Source organism: Thermomonas sp. (genome assembly GCF_041905325.1).
In the GTDB taxonomy this organism is placed as follows: Bacteria; Pseudomonadota; Gammaproteobacteria; order Xanthomonadales; family Xanthomonadaceae; genus Thermomonas.
On record NZ_JAYRLK010000002.1, the window covers coordinates 262,855 to 278,380 of the forward strand.

Annotated in this window: 15 protein-coding genes; 10 read left to right on the top strand and 5 right to left on the bottom strand. The window is 67.9% G+C overall.

Features of this window, described 5'->3' with window-relative positions; all coding sequences use genetic code 11:
• Nucleotides 1-80: 80 nt before the first annotated feature.
• Entirely contained in the window at nucleotides 81-2,390 is a 2,310-nt protein-coding gene (locus ACE3OK_RS03470) for a methyl-accepting chemotaxis protein (protein WP_374248145.1), read from the top strand.
• Between the two features lie 42 nt (nucleotides 2,391-2,432).
• Here the strand turns inward: ACE3OK_RS03470 and ACE3OK_RS03475 are convergent, their stop codons facing one another.
• Both ACE3OK_RS03475 and trxA read right to left on the bottom strand, forming a co-directional pair.
• Nucleotides 2,433-4,385, bottom strand: a complete 1,953-nt coding sequence (locus ACE3OK_RS03475) for a bifunctional serine/threonine-protein kinase/formylglycine-generating enzyme family protein (RefSeq protein ID WP_374248146.1) — start codon at nucleotides 4,383-4,385, stop codon at nucleotides 2,433-2,435.
• Nucleotides 4,386-4,493: 108 nt separating this feature from the next.
• Nucleotides 4,494-5,363: a thioredoxin gene (gene trxA, locus ACE3OK_RS03480; RefSeq protein WP_374248147.1), complete on the bottom strand. Its 870-nt coding sequence runs from the start codon at nucleotides 5,361-5,363 to the stop codon at nucleotides 4,494-4,496.
• Nucleotides 5,364-5,501: 138 nt separating this feature from the next.
• Here trxA and ACE3OK_RS03485 point away from each other — a divergent pair, with 138 nt between their 5' ends.
• From ACE3OK_RS03485 to ACE3OK_RS03495, 3 genes are read left to right on the top strand one after another with little or no spacing between them, the layout of a single operon-like run.
• Nucleotides 5,502-6,149 carry a hypothetical protein gene (locus ACE3OK_RS03485; RefSeq protein ID WP_374248148.1) on the top strand — a complete coding sequence of 216 codons (648 nt, stop codon included), beginning with the start codon at nucleotides 5,502-5,504 and terminating at the stop codon, nucleotides 6,147-6,149.
• Nucleotides 6,146-6,364 carry a helix-turn-helix transcriptional regulator gene (locus tag ACE3OK_RS03490; RefSeq protein WP_374248149.1) on the top strand — a complete coding sequence of 73 codons (219 nt, stop codon included), beginning with the start codon at nucleotides 6,146-6,148 and terminating at the stop codon, nucleotides 6,362-6,364. The genes ACE3OK_RS03485 and ACE3OK_RS03490 overlap by 4 nt, the downstream gene beginning before the upstream one ends.
• Nucleotides 6,361-6,981 carry a DUF998 domain-containing protein gene (locus ACE3OK_RS03495; protein ID WP_374248150.1) on the top strand — a complete coding sequence of 207 codons (621 nt, stop codon included), beginning with the start codon at nucleotides 6,361-6,363 and terminating at the stop codon, nucleotides 6,979-6,981. The genes ACE3OK_RS03490 and ACE3OK_RS03495 overlap by 4 nt, the downstream gene beginning before the upstream one ends.
• On the opposite strand, the gene ACE3OK_RS03500 is transcribed toward ACE3OK_RS03495, so the two are convergent.
• Nucleotides 6,929-7,180 (bottom strand): SemiSWEET transporter, encoded by a 252-nt coding sequence (locus ACE3OK_RS03500; RefSeq protein WP_374248151.1) that lies wholly within the window; start codon nucleotides 7,178-7,180, stop codon nucleotides 6,929-6,931. The genes ACE3OK_RS03495 and ACE3OK_RS03500 overlap by 53 nt on opposite strands.
• Before the next feature lie 82 nt (nucleotides 7,181-7,262).
• Between ACE3OK_RS03500 and leuS the strand changes: the two genes are divergently transcribed.
• From leuS to rlmH, 6 genes are read left to right on the top strand one after another with little or no spacing between them, the layout of a single operon-like run.
• The gene (gene leuS / locus ACE3OK_RS03505) at nucleotides 7,263-10,004 is read left to right on the top strand and encodes a leucine--tRNA ligase (protein ID WP_374248152.1); all 2,742 of its coding nucleotides are present in this window, start codon (nucleotides 7,263-7,265) and stop codon (nucleotides 10,002-10,004) included.
• 58 nt (nucleotides 10,005-10,062) lie between these two features.
• Entirely contained in the window at nucleotides 10,063-10,569 is a 507-nt protein-coding gene (lptE, locus tag ACE3OK_RS03510; RefSeq protein ID WP_374248154.1) for an LPS assembly lipoprotein LptE, read from the top strand.
• A 6-nt stretch (nucleotides 10,570-10,575) separates the two neighbouring features.
• Nucleotides 10,576-11,616, top strand: coding sequence for a DNA polymerase III subunit delta (holA, locus tag ACE3OK_RS03515; RefSeq protein WP_374248155.1), 1,041 nt, complete (start codon nucleotides 10,576-10,578; stop codon nucleotides 11,614-11,616).
• A complete protein-coding gene (gene nadD / locus ACE3OK_RS03520; RefSeq protein WP_374248156.1) occupies nucleotides 11,613-12,314 on the top strand; it encodes a nicotinate-nucleotide adenylyltransferase in 702 nt (233 codons plus the stop codon). Before holA ends, nadD begins: the two co-directional genes overlap by 4 nt.
• Nucleotides 12,311-12,721 carry a ribosome silencing factor gene (gene rsfS, locus ACE3OK_RS03525; RefSeq protein ID WP_374248157.1) on the top strand — a complete coding sequence of 137 codons (411 nt, stop codon included), beginning with the start codon at nucleotides 12,311-12,313 and terminating at the stop codon, nucleotides 12,719-12,721. The genes nadD and rsfS overlap by 4 nt, the downstream gene beginning before the upstream one ends.
• 33 nt (nucleotides 12,722-12,754) lie before the next feature.
• Nucleotides 12,755-13,228 carry a 23S rRNA (pseudouridine(1915)-N(3))-methyltransferase RlmH gene (gene rlmH, locus ACE3OK_RS03530; RefSeq protein ID WP_374248158.1) on the top strand — a complete coding sequence of 158 codons (474 nt, stop codon included), beginning with the start codon at nucleotides 12,755-12,757 and terminating at the stop codon, nucleotides 13,226-13,228.
• 53 nt (nucleotides 13,229-13,281) lie between these two features.
• On the opposite strand, the gene upp is transcribed toward rlmH, so the two are convergent.
• Both upp and ACE3OK_RS03540 read right to left on the bottom strand, forming a co-directional pair.
• Nucleotides 13,282-13,914: a uracil phosphoribosyltransferase gene (upp, locus tag ACE3OK_RS03535; RefSeq protein ID WP_374248159.1), complete on the bottom strand. Its 633-nt coding sequence runs from the start codon at nucleotides 13,912-13,914 to the stop codon at nucleotides 13,282-13,284.
• A gap of 115 nt (nucleotides 13,915-14,029) precedes the next feature.
• Complete coding sequence (locus ACE3OK_RS03540; RefSeq protein WP_374248160.1) at nucleotides 14,030-15,526, bottom strand: aminotransferase class III-fold pyridoxal phosphate-dependent enzyme; 1,497 nt, start codon at nucleotides 15,524-15,526, stop codon at nucleotides 14,030-14,032.

The following is a 15,526-nucleotide window of genomic DNA, read 5'->3' on the forward strand; positions in this document are numbered from 1 at the left end:
TGCCAGCCCGGCATTCCTAAAGTTTCCCTGAACACAGTCGTTACCGAGAGTCAGGAAAAAACCAATGGGACGAGGGGAACATGGCCGACGGTGAACACGGTGGCGCAAGCGCCGGACGAGATTCCAGGGGGCTTGCGGGTGGCGGGCGGACGCGACTCTCCCGCAAGGCCCTGCAAGAGCGCCCCGTCACCGGGCACGAGCGCGAATACCGCGACGGCGAGCTGATCATTTCCCGCACCAACAAGGGCGGGGCGATCACCTACATCAACGACTATTTCTGCGAAATCAGCGGCTACAGCGAAGAAGAGCTGATAGGCCAGCCGCACAACATCATTCGTCACCCGGACATGCCGGCGGCCGCCTTCGCGGACATGTGGGCCACCCTCCAGCAGGGGCATCCATGGACCGGGTTGGTGAAGAACTGTTGCAAGAACGGCGACCACTACTGGGTGGATGCCCATGTGGCACCGATTCGTGATGAAAAGGGGGATATCACCGGGTATCTGTCGGTGCGGCGCAAGCCGGGCCGGGCCCTGGTGGCGCAGGCCGAGCGCGACTACGCGGCATTGCGGGCCGGACGGCTGCGCAACGTGGCCATCCGCAACGGGCAGGTGGTGGAAGTGCCGCTGGCCGAGCGCTTGAATCCCTTGTGGAAGCTGTCGCTGGGTGCCCGCTACTACCTGCTGGCAGCGTTCGGGCCGGTGCTGGCGGCGGCGTTGCTGCTGCTGGCGGGGCATGCGGCCGCATTGGAATGGGGGCTGTTGCTGGCCGGCACGTTGTTCTCGCTGTTCGCCGGCTGGTGGCTGGCCAGGGATTTGAACGGGCGCTGCACGGCCGCAAGCCGGGTCCTGCGTGAAATGGCCGGCAACGTGTTCACCGGGGCGGTGGACATCGCCCGGGGCGACGAGCTGGGCGACGTGCTGCGCGGCATCAAGAGCATGCAGGTACGCCAGCATTTCCAGACCGAGGAAATGCGCCGCGAAGCCGACAAGGCCGCGCGCATCGTCCGGTCGCTGGACATCGGCACCAACCTGCTGGTGGCCGACGGCAAGCGCAAGGTCACGTTCGTCAACCGGGCCATGCGCGAGACGTTCGGCCATGCCGAATCCGCCATCGCCGAGCAACTGCCCGGGTTCCGCTGCGATGCGATGACGGGCATGCAACTGGAAAACCTGTCGCCCGATCCGGCCCGCTGGAGCGCGCTGCTGGAGCAGTTGCAGGCACCGCATGCGGAACGGATGGTACTGGGCGGGTTGACGTTCGATGTCGTCATCACCCCGGTGCTGGACGAAAAGGGCGGCGTGGTCAGTTATGTCGGCGAGTGGAAGGACCGCACGCTGGAACTGGCCGTCGAGGACGAGATCGCCTCGATCGTCGCGCAGGCGGCGCACGGCGACCTGGACGGGCGGATCGACGAACGGGGCAAGCGGGATTTCCATCTGGCGCTGGCGCGCAATGTCAATGCCATGCTGGGCAACATCCAGTTGGCGATCCAGACGATCCAGGGGGTCCTGCATGCCTTGGCCGAGGGGGATTTGACCCACCGCGTGGAAGTGCGGCTGGGCGGCGCGTTCGGGGAGATGGCGGCCAACGCCAATGGCACCGTGGACAAGCTCACCGAGATGGTGGGGCAGATCCAGGAGGCGGTGGCGGCCATCAACGCCGCAGCAGCGGAAATCGCTTCCGGCAACGACGACCTGTCGCAGCGCACGGAAATGCAAGCCGCCAGCCTGGAAGAAACCGCATCGTCGATGGAGGAACTGGCCTCCACCGTGCAGCACAACGCCGCCAACGCCCGCAACGCCCGCACGCTGGCCGAGAATGCCGCCGGCATCGCCGGCGAGGGCAGCCGGGTGGTGGCGTCGGCGGTGGCCACGATGCAGAAGATCACCACCGCCTCGCACAAGATCGAGGAAATCATCGGCGTGATCGACGGCATCGCCTTCCAGACCAATATCCTGGCATTGAATGCGGCAGTGGAAGCGGCGCGTGCCGGTGAGCAGGGGCGCGGCTTTGCGGTGGTGGCCGGTGAAGTGCGGGCGCTGGCGCAGCGGTCGGCCACCTCGGCGCGCGAGATCAAGGCATTGATCGAGTCCTCGGTGCAGGCGGTGGATCAAGGCTCGGTGCAGGTGCGTCAGGCGGGCGACGCCATCGACAAGCTGGTGAAGGAAGTGGGCAAGGTGTCGGGATTGGTGGCGGACATCAGCGCGGCCACCGATGAGCAGTCGGCAGGGGTCGGCGTCGTCAACCAGGCCGTGACCGAACTGGACAACGGTACCCAGCAGAACGCCGCGCTGGTGGAAGAGGCCAGTGCCGCGGCTCGTTCGATGGCCGACCAGGCCCATGCGCTGGCCGGACAAGTGGCGAAATTCCGCTTGCGTGCGGCCTGACGCCGCAGGCCTCCGGCCGGTTCCGGGCCGGAGGCGAGTGCGTCACTGCGTGCGTGCCAGCACGATGCCCACGTTGTCGTAGCCGCGGCCGGCGTCCAGCGGTTGCGGTCTGCCGCTGGCGGCACGCTGCTGGCAGGTGTGGTCGGCGCACAGGTTCAACCATGCCGCCAGCGGCAAGCGCCCTTGGGCAGCGGCCTCGCCGGCGCTGGGCAGGCGATAGCGGTGGCCATCCTGCGCACCCAGCCAGTTGGCGTAGGCCAGGGCATCAGCGGCGGACACGCAGACCACCGGGCGGCGGTCGCCGCCGGTATTGTTCCAGCGCAGGGTGCGACCGAAGAACCCCTTGCCGCACTCGGCCGGTGCGCGCCCATGGGCATTGGCGAAGCGGGCGTAATCGGCGCGGGTGACGGTGAGGAAGGTCAATGGGGAGGCCGGCGCGGGCGCGGGCTTGGCGACGGCATCCGCAGTGGCGGCTGGAAGCGTGCCGGCCATGGCGGCGATGCGGGCCTGCAGGCTCTTCTGGCGGGTGGGCTCCAGCTCCAGCCATGGGGTGGTGGCGGCCAGCAATTTGCCGGCGGCGGCACGCGTGGCCGGCTTGGCTAGCAACAAGGTCACGCGGTCGTCCAGCGCGGCATCCAGGCGCTTGCGCAGGGCGACCACGGCGACACCGGTGCCGCCCCGGCGGACATCCAGGGTCCTGGCGTGTTCGAAGGCGGCGCGGGCCTGCACCGGGTTGTCGTTGCGCAGCGCGCGTTCGGCGGCGCTGCCCAGGGCGTCGAACAGCAATGCGGTCAGGCGCAGGGTGTCGGCATGGGTGGCGTCGGTGCGCCATGCGGCTTCCACGCTGTCCCAGGCATTGCCATTGGCGGGTGCCAGCAGTTGGCCGGCACGCAATTGCGCTTCGGCGTTGGCGATGTAGGCAGTCAACCCGGCGCTGTCGGGTGCGCTGGTGACGTCGATGACCGGCGCGGGGGGAGAAGAGGGTGCGGTGGCGGTTGGTGCGGCCGGGGTGGTGGTGGCCGTGGCGGTGGTTTCCGGTGTCGCCGGCAGCGGCTGCCGCCAGTGAATGAGGGCGGCAACCGCCACCGCTGTCAGCCCTGCGCCGATGGCCACGGCGGGCCAGCGCCAGCGGGCGATGGCCGCGGGCACGGGCTGCTCCGCCGCCGGCACTTCCACGGCTGCGAAGGCCTTGCCGGCCCGGCGTTCCAGCGCGTCCAGCGCGCCCAGCATCTCGTTGGCGCTGGCATGGCGCTGCTCGGGCTGCTTGGCCATCGCCTTGTCGATGAAGTCCTGCCAGTGCTTGAGTGCCGCGGGCAGGCGCGGGATCGGCTCCTGCACATGCTTGAGTGCCATCGACAGGGCATCGCCGGCGTTGTAGGGCAGCCGGCCCAGCAGCATTTCGTAAGCCAGCACGCCGATGCTGTACAGGTCCGCGCGGCGGTCCACGGTTTGTCCGCGCGCCTGTTCGGGGGGCATGTAGGCGGTACTGCCCACCGCCAGGCCAGCGTTGGTCAGGCGCGGATTGTTGCCACGCCGCAGGGCGATGCCGAAATCCGCCAGCAACGGGCGGTCGGTTTCATCGAACAGGACGTTCTCGGCCTTGACGTCGCGATGCACCACCCCGCGCACATGGGCGTAGTCCAGGCCTTGCAGCAGGCTGCGCAGGATCGACGCCACCCGCGGCTGGTCGCCGGCCAGCTTGCGCTGGGCCAAGTGGCCGTGCGGCAGGTGCGGCATCGAATAGAAAGGCAGGCCATCGGCGGTGCGCCCCACTTCGTAGATGCCGACGATGTTGGGATGTTCCAGCCGGGCAATGGTGCGTGCCTCGTTCTCGAAGCGGGCGCGGCTGACCTCGTCGGCCAGTGCCTCGGCCAACATCACCTTCAGTGCCACCTTGCGGTCCAGCGACAGCTGTTCGGCCAGGTACACCGTGGCCATGCCGCCATGGCCGATCACCCGCAGGATGCGGTAGCCGTTGATCACGGGATAAGACATGTCCGTCACGGCGTTCCTCGCGCCCAGGCCCGGGCGGAGGATACGACGGACACCGCGCGCAAGGGAATGCCACCGATCCGCGGTACGACGCCGGCCCGGCGTTTCCGCTTACACCAGCAGCAGCGCCGACATCTGCCGGCGCACGCGGCTCACCAGGTCGTCGTCGTCCAGCACGCGGAAGGCGTCGATCAGGGTCTTGCGCGCCAGTCCGTCGCCAAACGCCTTGTTGCGCCGGAGCATCTCGATGAATTGCGCCAGCCCGGCTTCGGCATCGCCGGCCACCAGCAGGCGCACCCCCAACAGGTGGCGCGCACGCAGGTCGCCGGGGTCGCGGGCCAGCGCCGTCTCCAGCACTTCGGCCGGTGGCGCGTCCTTGAGCAGGGCGGCAAAGCCCAGCTTGGCACGGGCCTTGATGGCGCGGTCGTCGGTGGCCAGGTTGGCCGGCAATGCGTCCAGCAACTGCTCGGCCTCGCCGGCGGCACCGATCTGCAGCAGGGCCAGGGCGAGATCAAGCTGGTGTTCGGCCTTGTCCGGCTCGGCCTCGGCCAGGTTGCGCAGGCGCAGCACCTCTTGATGCGGGTCGATGGGGGCGGCTTGAGCCACGGCGTCTTCCACCGGGGCCGCGGCCGGCTCGATGCCGACCTGCTTGAGCATCTCGCGCAATTGCCCTTCCGGCAGCGCACCCGGCACCGCCCCCAGCAACTGCCCATCCTTCACGACGGCAATCGTGGGCACCGAGCGGATCTGGAACGCGGCCGCCAGCTCCTGCTCCTTGTCCACGTCCACCTTGGCCAGCACGAAGGCGCCGTGATACTCGGCGGCCAGCTTCTCCAGGATCGGCCCCAGGGTCTTGCACGGCGCGCACCATGTCGCCCAGAAATCCACCAGCACGGGGGTCTCCAGCGATTTGCGGATCACCGTGTCTTCAAACGTGGCGGCGGTGGCGTCGAAGACGTGGGGATTGGGGGCGTTGGTCATGGGGGGCAGTTATGGGCATTGCGATGACAAGAACATGGCGACAAGGACGTGAAATCACAAGGCAATGTAAAAAACAATTGACATTGCGAGACTGATATGTAAATTACACCTTACATTTAGTTCTCTGGAGTTTACGTCATGCTGAGCTTGTCGCCGCGATCCCAATTGATCGCCTGCCTGCTGTTGGGCGGGTTGGGTTTGGCACTGTTTTTCAGCGGCGCGTACCGCGATATCCCGTTTCCGGCGGATTGGGTGGGGGCCGTGGTCTTCGTTGCTGCCGTGTGGTGGTGTGTGGATGCCGTGCAGCGCATCCCGCACAGCGAGGCTGAGGCGCAGATCGCGCCGGGCGAATGGCAGGCGTGGGTGGGGGTGGCATTCGTCAGTGTCGTCATCGCCGCCTGTTTCGTGCACGCGCCCGCATTCCAGCCGGCGGTGCCCATTGGCCGCAACCCTGATGCCGGCGCGGCCGGCCGGCAGATCGGCATGTTGTTCGTGGCGTGGGTGGTGTTGGCGCAGGTATTGAAGCGGCGTTGGGGCGGCAAGGTGCTGGCCGATGAACGCGATGCGCAGATCACCTTGGCCGCCGGTAATTGGGCGCGCTGCGTGATGGTGGTGGGCATCATCGGTATTGCGGTGTTGCTGGGGTTTTCCGAAACCGAACGCTTGCATGGTTTCAGCTACCCCTTTATCGCCCATGCGTTGATGTTGGTGCTGCTGGCAGGCCTGTGGTGTGAGCAGGTGGTGATGGCCGGCTTGTATTGGCGGGATCGGCGGGCGGTGGCATGAGCGGCACCCCCATCACCAACCAGATACGCCGCCTGCGTTTCGAGCATGGGGAAATGACCCAGCAGGCGCTGGCGGACGCCTGCGGTGTCACCCGCCAGACCATCATCGCGCTGGAGGCGGGGCGTTACGCCCCATCATTGGAATTGGGCTTCCGCATCGCCGACGCGCTCGGCGTGCGCATCGAGGAGGTGTTCCAGTGGAGCAGGCAGGGATGAAACGTATTCACGTGGCGACAGGTTGGGTGCTGGTCGCCATCCTTCTGTTCACGCTGGCCTTGTTGCTGGCCAACCTCGGCGTGCCCGAGTTTTCTCATCGCATCCATCCGGTGGCCTTGCGCGGGGCTAGCGGTTTGCCGGGGGCGATGCTGTTCAACGCGGCGGCGTTTTTGTTGCCGGGGCTCGCCTTGGCGCTGGCGGCGCACAGGCTGCGCACGGGCCTGCGCGAGGCCGGCTGGGCGGCGCGGGTCGGGCTGGCGCTGGTGCAATTGTCGGCGCTGGCGTTCGCGTTGCAAGGGGTATTCGCACTGGATGCCAGTGGCGTGGATGTGCAGGCCATGCGCCTGCATGCACTGATGTGGATGCTGTGGTGGCTTGCGTTCGTGCCCGGCGCGGGGCTGCTGGGGCTGCGGCGGCAGTGGGCGTTTGCGCTGGCGTGCGTGGGCGCGGGGGTACTGGTGCCGGTGATCGCGGTGCTGGCTCCCGTCGGGGCATGGGTGGGGGTGGCACAGCGGCTGGCGTTCGCACTGTGGTTTGGCTGGTGGCTGTTGGCCGCCGTCGTGCTCAGCCGTGTTTCAACTTCAAGCGCAAAATCAGCGCACCCAAGCCGAAAGTGATCGCGTTGGAGACGATCATCGGCCACGACTCCAGGAAGATGCCGTAGCCGAACCAGCAGGCGATGCCGAAGGTGAATACCACGTACATCCACAGCGAAATGCCCGAGGTGTCGCGCGTGCGCAGGGTTTTCACCGCCTGCGGCACGAATGACAGCGTGGTGCAGGTGGCGGCCACGTAGCCGAGCCATTCCAGGGTCATGGGGGGGAACCGGATATCCGAGAAACGGTCATCATGGCGGCAAATGCCGCACTGCGGTAGGCTTTCCGGCCCGATTCCAGCGTTGTCCGCCGTGTCCGAACCTGTCATTTACGATCCCCGCACCGTCGAATCCGCCGCCCAGTCGTTCTGGGCCAGCACCCGCGCCTTCGAGGTGCGCGAGGATTCGGCCAAGCCCAAGTACTACTGCCTGTCGATGCTGCCGTACCCGTCCGGCGCGCTGCACGTCGGCCACGTTCGCAATTACACCATCGGCGATGTCATCAGCCGCCACAAGCGCATGACCGGCCACAACGTGCTGCAGCCGATGGGCTGGGACGCCTTCGGTCTGCCGGCCGAGAACGCCGCGATCAAGAACAAAACCGCGCCGGCGAAGTGGACGTATTCCAACATCGAGCACATGCGCGGGCAGTTGAAGTCGCTGGGCTATGCCATCGACTGGAGCCGCGAGTTCGCCACCTGCAAGCCCGATTACTACGCCCACGAGCAGCGCATGTTCGTGCGCCTGCTGAAAAAGGGCGTGGCCTATCGCAAGAACTCGGTGGTGAACTGGGATCCGGTGGACCAGACCGTGCTGGCCAACGAGCAGGTGATCGATGGCCGCGGCTGGCGCACCGGCGCATTGGTGGAAAAGCGCGAGATTCCGCAGTGGTTCCTGCGCATCACCGATTACGCACAGGAACTGCTGGATGAATTGAACGGGCTGGATGGCTGGCCGGATTCGGTCAAGACCATGCAGCGCAACTGGATCGGTCGCAGCGAAGGCCTGGAAATCCAGTTCGAGGTGGATGGCGAGGCCGCGCCGTTGACGGTCTTCACCACCCGCCCCGATACCTTGATGGGCGTGACCTTCATCAGCATTGCGGGCGAACACCCGTTGGCGCTGAAAGCCGCGCAAGGCAACCCGGAACTGGCCGCGTTCCTGGCCGAACTCAAGCATGGCGGGGTGTCCGAGGCGGAACTGGAAACCCAGGAAAAACGCGGCATGGCCACCGGGCAGTGGGCGAAGCACCCGCTGACTGGCGCGGACATCCCGATCTATGTCGCCAACTTCGTGCTGATGGGCTACGGCACCGGTGCGGTGATGGCGGTGCCGGCGCACGACCAGCGCGATTGGGAGTTCGCCGACGCCTACGGTTTGCCGGCGATGCCGGTGATCGTGGATGCCGCCACCCGCGATGCGCTGGAGGAAATCACCGCGCATTTGCGGGAGCACGATGATCCAATGGCTGCGGCGCTGGGCGAACGTGGCCCGGTTGACGTGGTGGACGTGGATGCCGCCGTCGCCGTGGTTGACGGCTACATGGATCGGATCGAGCACGAATGCGCGCACACCGAGTGCGGCTGGCTGATCAATTCCGGGGAGTTCAACGGCCTGGACTTCGATGCTGCCTTCGATGCCATTGCCGCCAAACTCGAGGCCGAGGGCAAGGGCAGGCGTCGCGTCAATTTCCGCCTGCGCGACTGGGGCGTGTCGCGCCAGCGTTATTGGGGTTGCCCGATCCCGGTGGTCTACTGCGCAAGTTGCGGCGCGGTGCCGGTGCCGGAGGATCAGCTGCCGGTACTGCTGCCCGAGGACGTGGCCGATGCCTTCGCCAGCGGCGACGTGCATTCGCCGATCAAGTCCGACCCGGAATGGCGCAAGACCTGCTGCCCGCAGTGCGGTGGCGCGGCCGAGCGCGAGACCGACACCTTCGACACCTTCATGGAGTCGAGCTGGTACTACGCCCGCTACACGGCACCGGGTGCCGCCGACATGGTGGACGAGCGCGCCAACTACTGGCTGCCGGTCGACCAGTACATCGGCGGCATCGAACACGCGATCCTGCACCTGATGTACTTCCGTTTCTACCACAAGCTGCTGCGCGACGCGGGGCTGGTGCGCAGCAGCGAGCCGGCCACCCGCCTGCTCACCCAGGGCATGGTGATTGCCGATACCTTCTACCGCGAAGACGCGCACGGCGCGAAGGAATGGATCAACCCCGCCGAGGTCGAGCTGATCCAGGACGAGCGGATGCGCGTCATCGGCGCGATTTCGCGCAGCGACGGCCAGCCGGTGTCGATCGGCGGCACCGAGAAGATGTCGAAGTCGAAGAACAACGGCGTTGACCCGCAGCTGCTGGTGGACAAGTACGGCGCTGACACCGTGCGCCTGTTCTCGATGTTCGCCGCGCCGCCGGAGCAGTCGCTGGAGTGGAGCGATGCCGGGGTGGAGGGCATGGCGCGCTTCCTGCGCCGCCTGTGGCGCGACGTGCACGCGCACGCCGCGCAGCCGGACCACCCGGCCGTTGACGCCGCGCAGCTTGATGCCGCGCAGAAGACCTTGCGCCGGCAGGTGCACGAAGCCATCCAGAAAGTGGGGGACGACTACGGACGCCGCCACAGCTTCAACACCGCCATCGCCGCGCTGATGGAACTGCTCAACCACGTCGGCAAGTTCGGCGACATGAGCGGGCAGGGCCGCGCGGTGCGCCATGAGGCGTTCGAGGCGATCGTGCTGCTGCTCAATCCCATCACCCCGCATGTCTGCCACGCGCTGTGGCAGGTGCTGGGCCATCCGGAAACGCTGCTGGAAGATGTGCCATTCCCGAAACCGGATGCGGCCGCGCTGGTGCGCGATGCGGTGACGCTGGCGGTGCAGGTCAACGGCAAGCTGCGCGGCACGATCGAGGTCGGCGTGGACACCCCGCGCGAGGCGATCGAAGCCGCCGCGCTGGCGGAGCCGAACGTGGCCGCGTTCGTGGCCGGGCAGGCGCCGAAGAAGGTGATTGTCGTCCCCGGAAAGATCGTCAATATCGTGGTGTGACAATGCCGTCATCCCCGCCTTCGCGGGGATGACGATCAAAACCTCCTGGACTGCCGCCATGACCCGTCGCCTCGCCATCCTCGCCCTGTCCGTCGCGCTGCTGTCCGGCTGCGGCTTCCATCTGCGCAATGCGCTCAACCTGCCGGCCAACCTCGGCCCGGTGCGGGTACTGGCCGTGGACAGCTTCAGCCCGCTGGCGGACTTGCTGGCCGACGGCCTGCAACGCGCCGGTGCAAAAGCGGCACCGCAGGATGCCAGCGAAGGTGCGGCCACCTTGCAAATCATTTCCGAGCAATGGGCCGACACGCCCATCAGCCACGACCCGTCCGGCCGCGCGCAGGAGTACATGCTGCGCTACGCGGTGGTGTTCAGCCTGCGTCGTGCCGACGGCAGCGTGGCGGTGCCGCAGCAGGCGGTGGAGCTGTCGCGCGACTACCTGGCCCCGGCGGTGGACTCCATCGGCAAGGCCAGCGAGCGCGAATTGCTGGTGCGCGAACTGCAGCGCGACATGGCGGCGGCCATCCTGCGCCGGGTGGATGCCACCACCACCAAGCCGGCACCGTAAGCCGGGATGGAGCTCTCCGGCGACCGCCTGGCGGCGCAGTTGCGCGGGGAGCCGCTGCGCCCGGTCTACCTGATCGCCGGCAGCGAGACGCTGCTGGTGCTGGAGGCGGCCGACGCGGTGCGTGCCGCCGCGCGCGCGCAGGGGATCGCCGAGCGCGAAGTGCATGACATGGAAGGCCGCGATGCCGATTGGGGTGCACTGCAAGCATCGCTGCATGCGCCCAGCCTGTTTGCCAGCCGGCGGCTGGTGGAAATCCGCCTGCCGACCGGCAAGCCGGGTACCGAGGGCGCGAAGCTGATCAGCGGCTTCTGTGCGCAACCCGCCGCCGACGTGACCTTGCTGGTGGTGGCGGGTGAATGGTCGAAGGCGCATGCCGGCAAATGGAGCGAGGCGGTGGCCAAGGCCGGGCACCTGGTCACGTTCTGGCCGGTGAAGCCGCACGAAATGGGGAGTTGGTTGGGGCAGCGCCTGCGCAGCCGGGGCTTGAAAGCCACCCCGGACGCCATCGCGCGACTGGCGCAGCGGGTGGAAGGCAATCTGCTGGCGGCGGCGCAGGAAGTGGACAAGCTCGCGCTGCTGCTGCAAGGGCAGGACGACGTGCTGGATGTTGCGCGCATGGACGCGCTGGTCGCCGATTCGGCACGTTTCGACGTGTTCCGGTTGATGGACGCCGCGTTGAATGGCCAGCCTGCGCAGGTGTCGCGCATCGTGGCCGGCCTGCAGGCCGAAGGCGAGGCCATCCCCGCGTTGATGGGGATGGTGGTGAAGGAATTGCACACCGTGGCAACCCTGGCGCGTGCGCGCGATTTTGCCGCCGAATGCAAGGCGCAACGCATCTGGGAATCCAAGCAAGCGACCTACAAACGGGCCTTGTCGCGGCATTCCCCGGAACGTTGGCAGCGCATGCTGGTGGAAGCCGGTGGGGTGGACCGGGTGGCCAAGGGCCGGGCCCGCCCGGGGCGTGAATCGTTCGATCCCTGGTTGCAATTGGAGCGCCTGCTGCTGGCGGTGGCCGACCCCGGCGCCTTGCGCCTGCTGGCCTCGTGAGCACGCCGCTGCGGGTGCTGTACGGTGGCAGCTTCGACCCGGTGCACAACGGCCACCTGGCCATTGCCCGGGCCGCCCGCGATGCTCTGCGCGCCGAGGTCAGCCTGTTGCCGGCCGGCGACCCGCCGCACAAGGTCGGCACCCACGCCAACGCCGAACAGCGTGCCATGCTGCTGGATCTGGCGGTGGCCGGCGAGGCCGGGCTGCGCGTGGACCGCCGTGAACTGCGGCGTGCAGGGCCGTCCTATACCGTCGAAACCCTGCTTGAGCTGCGGGCCGAGCTGGGCCCGCAGGTGCCGTTGGCGTGGCTGATCGGTGCCGATTCCCTGCTGCAATTGCATACCTGGCACCGTTGGCGCGAGTTGTTCGCGCTGGCGCATCTGGTGGTGGTGCAGCGCCCGGAGACCTCGCTGGATGCGCAGCACCTGCGGGATGCCGCGCCCGAGGTGCTGGCGGAGATCAGCCCCCGCGGGCTGCCTGCGGGGGCATTGGCTGGCCGCCCGCAGGGCGGCTTCACCGTCTTGCCGCTGCCCGGATTGCGCCCGGAATCCTCCACCGAGCTGCGCCGTCGCATCGCCGCCGGCGAGCCCTGGCAGGACTGGGTATCTGAACCGGTGGCCGCCTGCATCGCCCGCCTCAATTTGTACCGCGTCCCGGCCGTTATAATGGCTGCCAGTCCAACGAGCGCTTCTCCTTGACCAACGCCGCCCAAGTCATCAAGACCAGTTTGCCCACCCCGCCGCCGTCGGTGGATGCCCTGTTGCAAGCCGTCCACGCCGGCCTGGAGGAACTCAAGGCCAAAGACATCGTCGAACTCGACGTGCGTGGCAAGAGCAGCGTTTGCGACTACATGGTGGTGGCCTCCGGTACCTCCACCCGCCACGTGAAGTCGGCGGCCGACGAAGTGGTGCGTTTCGCCAAGAAACTCGACGTGATGCCGCTGGGCGTGGAAGGCGAGCGCGAAGCCGAGTGGGTGCTGGTGGATCTGGGCGACGTGATCGTCCACGTCATGCTGCCGCGCGTGCGCGAGTTCTACGCATTGGAGCGGTTGTGGTCGGTCGGCGACCAGCCCCCGGGGGACGACGCCGAGGCCGGGGTTGCCTGAGCCGCTTCCCCTGGTCGGGGGCGGGTGCGCAGGATGAAGGCCCTGTTGATCGCCGTTGGCGAGCGCGCACCCGGCTGGGTGGCGCAGGGGTTTTCCGAATATCAGAAACGCCTCTCGCACTGGTTGCCGCTGGCGCTGATGGAGGTGGAGCCCGGCATGCGCGGCAAGGGCCGCGACACCGCCCGGGCGATGGCCGACGAGGGTGCCCGCGTGCTGGCCGCGCTGCCGAAGGGCGCCCACGTGGTGGTGCTGGACGGGCGCGGGAAGATGCATTCCTCCGAGCAGCTTGCGCAACGGCTGGAGCATTGGCGCGGGCAGGGCCGTGATCTCGCCTTCCTGATCGGGGGCCCCGAAGGTCACGCGCCGGAGGTCATCGCCCGCGCCGACGAACACTGGTCGCTGGGCCCGCTGACCCTGCCGCACATGCTGGTGCGGCTGGTGCTGGCCGAGCAGGTCTATCGCGCTGCCGCGCTGCTGGCCAACCATCCCTACCATCGCGCGGGGTAACTGCTGCCAGGCAGGGCATGGCCGGCTGGGCCACGGCGAACGGGCAGGGGCGCTCAGTCCACCGGGGTGCCGAACAGGCGATCACCGGCATCGCCCAATCCGGGGTGGATATACGCATTCTCGTCCAGCCGCTCGTCGATGGCGGCCACGAAGACCTCGATGTCCGGATGCGCGGCTTCCAGCGCGCGCAGGCCTTCTGGCGCGGCCACCAGGAAGATGCACTTGATGCGCGGGCAGCCGGCGTCCTTGAGCAAGCCGATCGCCGCCGCCGCACTGCCGCCGGTGGCCAGCATCGGGTCGATCAGCAGCGCGGTGCGCTGCTCCATGCGGTCGGCCAGGCGCTGGTAATAGCCTTCCGGACGATAGGTGGTTTCGTTGCGGCGCAGGCCCACCACGCTGACCGGCGCAGCGGGCAGCAATGCCTGCACGCCGGGCAGGAAGCCGAGGCCGGCGCGCAGGATCGGCACCAGGGTCAGGTCCTCGCCGCGCACGTGCTGCACTTGCAGCGGGCCGGCCCAGGTCTGCACGGTGATGGCTTCGGTGGGCAGGTCGCGGGTGGCTTCGAACGCCAGCAGCCCGGCGATCTCGCCGGCAAGCTGGCGGAAATGCACCGGGTCGGTGGCGATGTCGCGCAGCTTGCCCAGCTTGTGGCGCACCAGCGGGTGGTCGACTTCGACGATTTTCATTGCACAAGCCTCATTGGACAGGCCGCGTTCGGCAGGCATCACGGGCGCGTGGCCCGGACAAAAAACGGGGCGACCGATGGCCGCCCCGCATTGACGCGCAAACAGCGGACAGCCGTCAAGCCGCCATGCGCGGGCCTTCCAGAATGGCACGCTTGACCATCGCCACCACCAGCTTGAGCTCTGCATCGCTGATCGCGAACTGCGGGGTGAAGCGCAGCGAGTTCTCGCCGCCGTGGATCACGCCGATGCCATGTTCGCGCATCCATTCCTCGGTGGAGCCGGCACCGTAGCCCTTGAACTGCTTGGTCAACTCGCAGGAGAACAGCAACCCGGTGCCCTGCACCTTGGTGATCGGGCCGTTCAATTCGGCCTTCAGTGCCTCCAGCAGGGCGAGCGCATCGCGGCCGCGCTGCTGGATGTTGGCGCGCAGTTCCGGCGTCAGCGAGGCCAGCACGGTGCAGGCCACGTCCAGCGCGCGCGGGTTGGCGGTCATGGTGTTGCCGTACAGGCCGCGCTTGTAGATGCCTGCGGCGGTGTCGCCCACCGCCAGCACCGACAGCGGGTACTGGCCGGCGTTGAGCGCCTTGGAATAGGTTTCCATGTCCGGTGCCTCGGCGTTCTCGAAGCCGGGGTAGTCCACGATCGACAGGTAGCCGGTGGCGCGCAGGCCGGCCTGGATGGAGTCCACCAGCAGCAGGCTGCCGTGGGCGCGGGTCAGCTCGCGGGCCAGGTTGTAGAACTCCACCGGCACACTGCGGCCGGGGTCGCCTTCGCCCATCACCGGCTCGAGGAACATCGCCTCGATGAACCAGCCGTTGACGTCGGCCTCGGCGAAGATCTTGCGCAGCGCGTCGTTGTCGTACGGGGCCACGGTCAGCACCGAATCCTCGCCGCGGAAGCTGGCCAGGTGCTGGATGTAGGTCTTGCGGCTGGAGTCGGAGTACAGCGCCGGACGCTCGGTGCGGCCATGGAAGGCGCCCTTCACCACCAGCCGCTTGATCGCCTTGCCGGCATGGCGCGCACCGGCGTCGGTCTGGACCTTGGCGTTGGCATCCACGATCCGCGAAGCCAGCGACACCGACTCCGAGCCGGAGTTCAGGCACATGAAGGCGGTGTACGGGCAGCTGTCGCCTTGCCTGGCGGCGCGCGTCTGGCCGATCTCCTTGCGCATCGCATTGGTGAAGCGCAGCTGCGAGACGTGCGGGGTCATGATGTTGGCCATCGCCTGCGGCTTGCTCATCGCCGCGATCACGGCCGCCGGTGCGTGGCCCAGGCCCAGCATGCCGTAGCCGCCGGTGTCGTACAGCACCGCGCCCTTCAGGGTGACGATCCACGGGCCGCGCGCGGTCAGCGCCACGTAGGGGTTGGCGGCGTCGGCAGCGTAGAAATTGACGAAGCCGGCCTGCACCTGCGCGGCTTGGGCGTTTTCGTCCAGCGCCAGCAGCTCCGGGAATTCGGCGCGAACGGCGGCGTACTCCTGCGCGGCGGCGGCCACGGCCTCGCCCAGCAGCGGATCGCGCGCGGCGAAGTCGAGCAGGGTGGCGTCGTCCAGCCCGGTGGTGCGGGCCTTGCCGTGGGCCCGCAAGGGGGCGAGGGTGTCGATCAGGCTCAT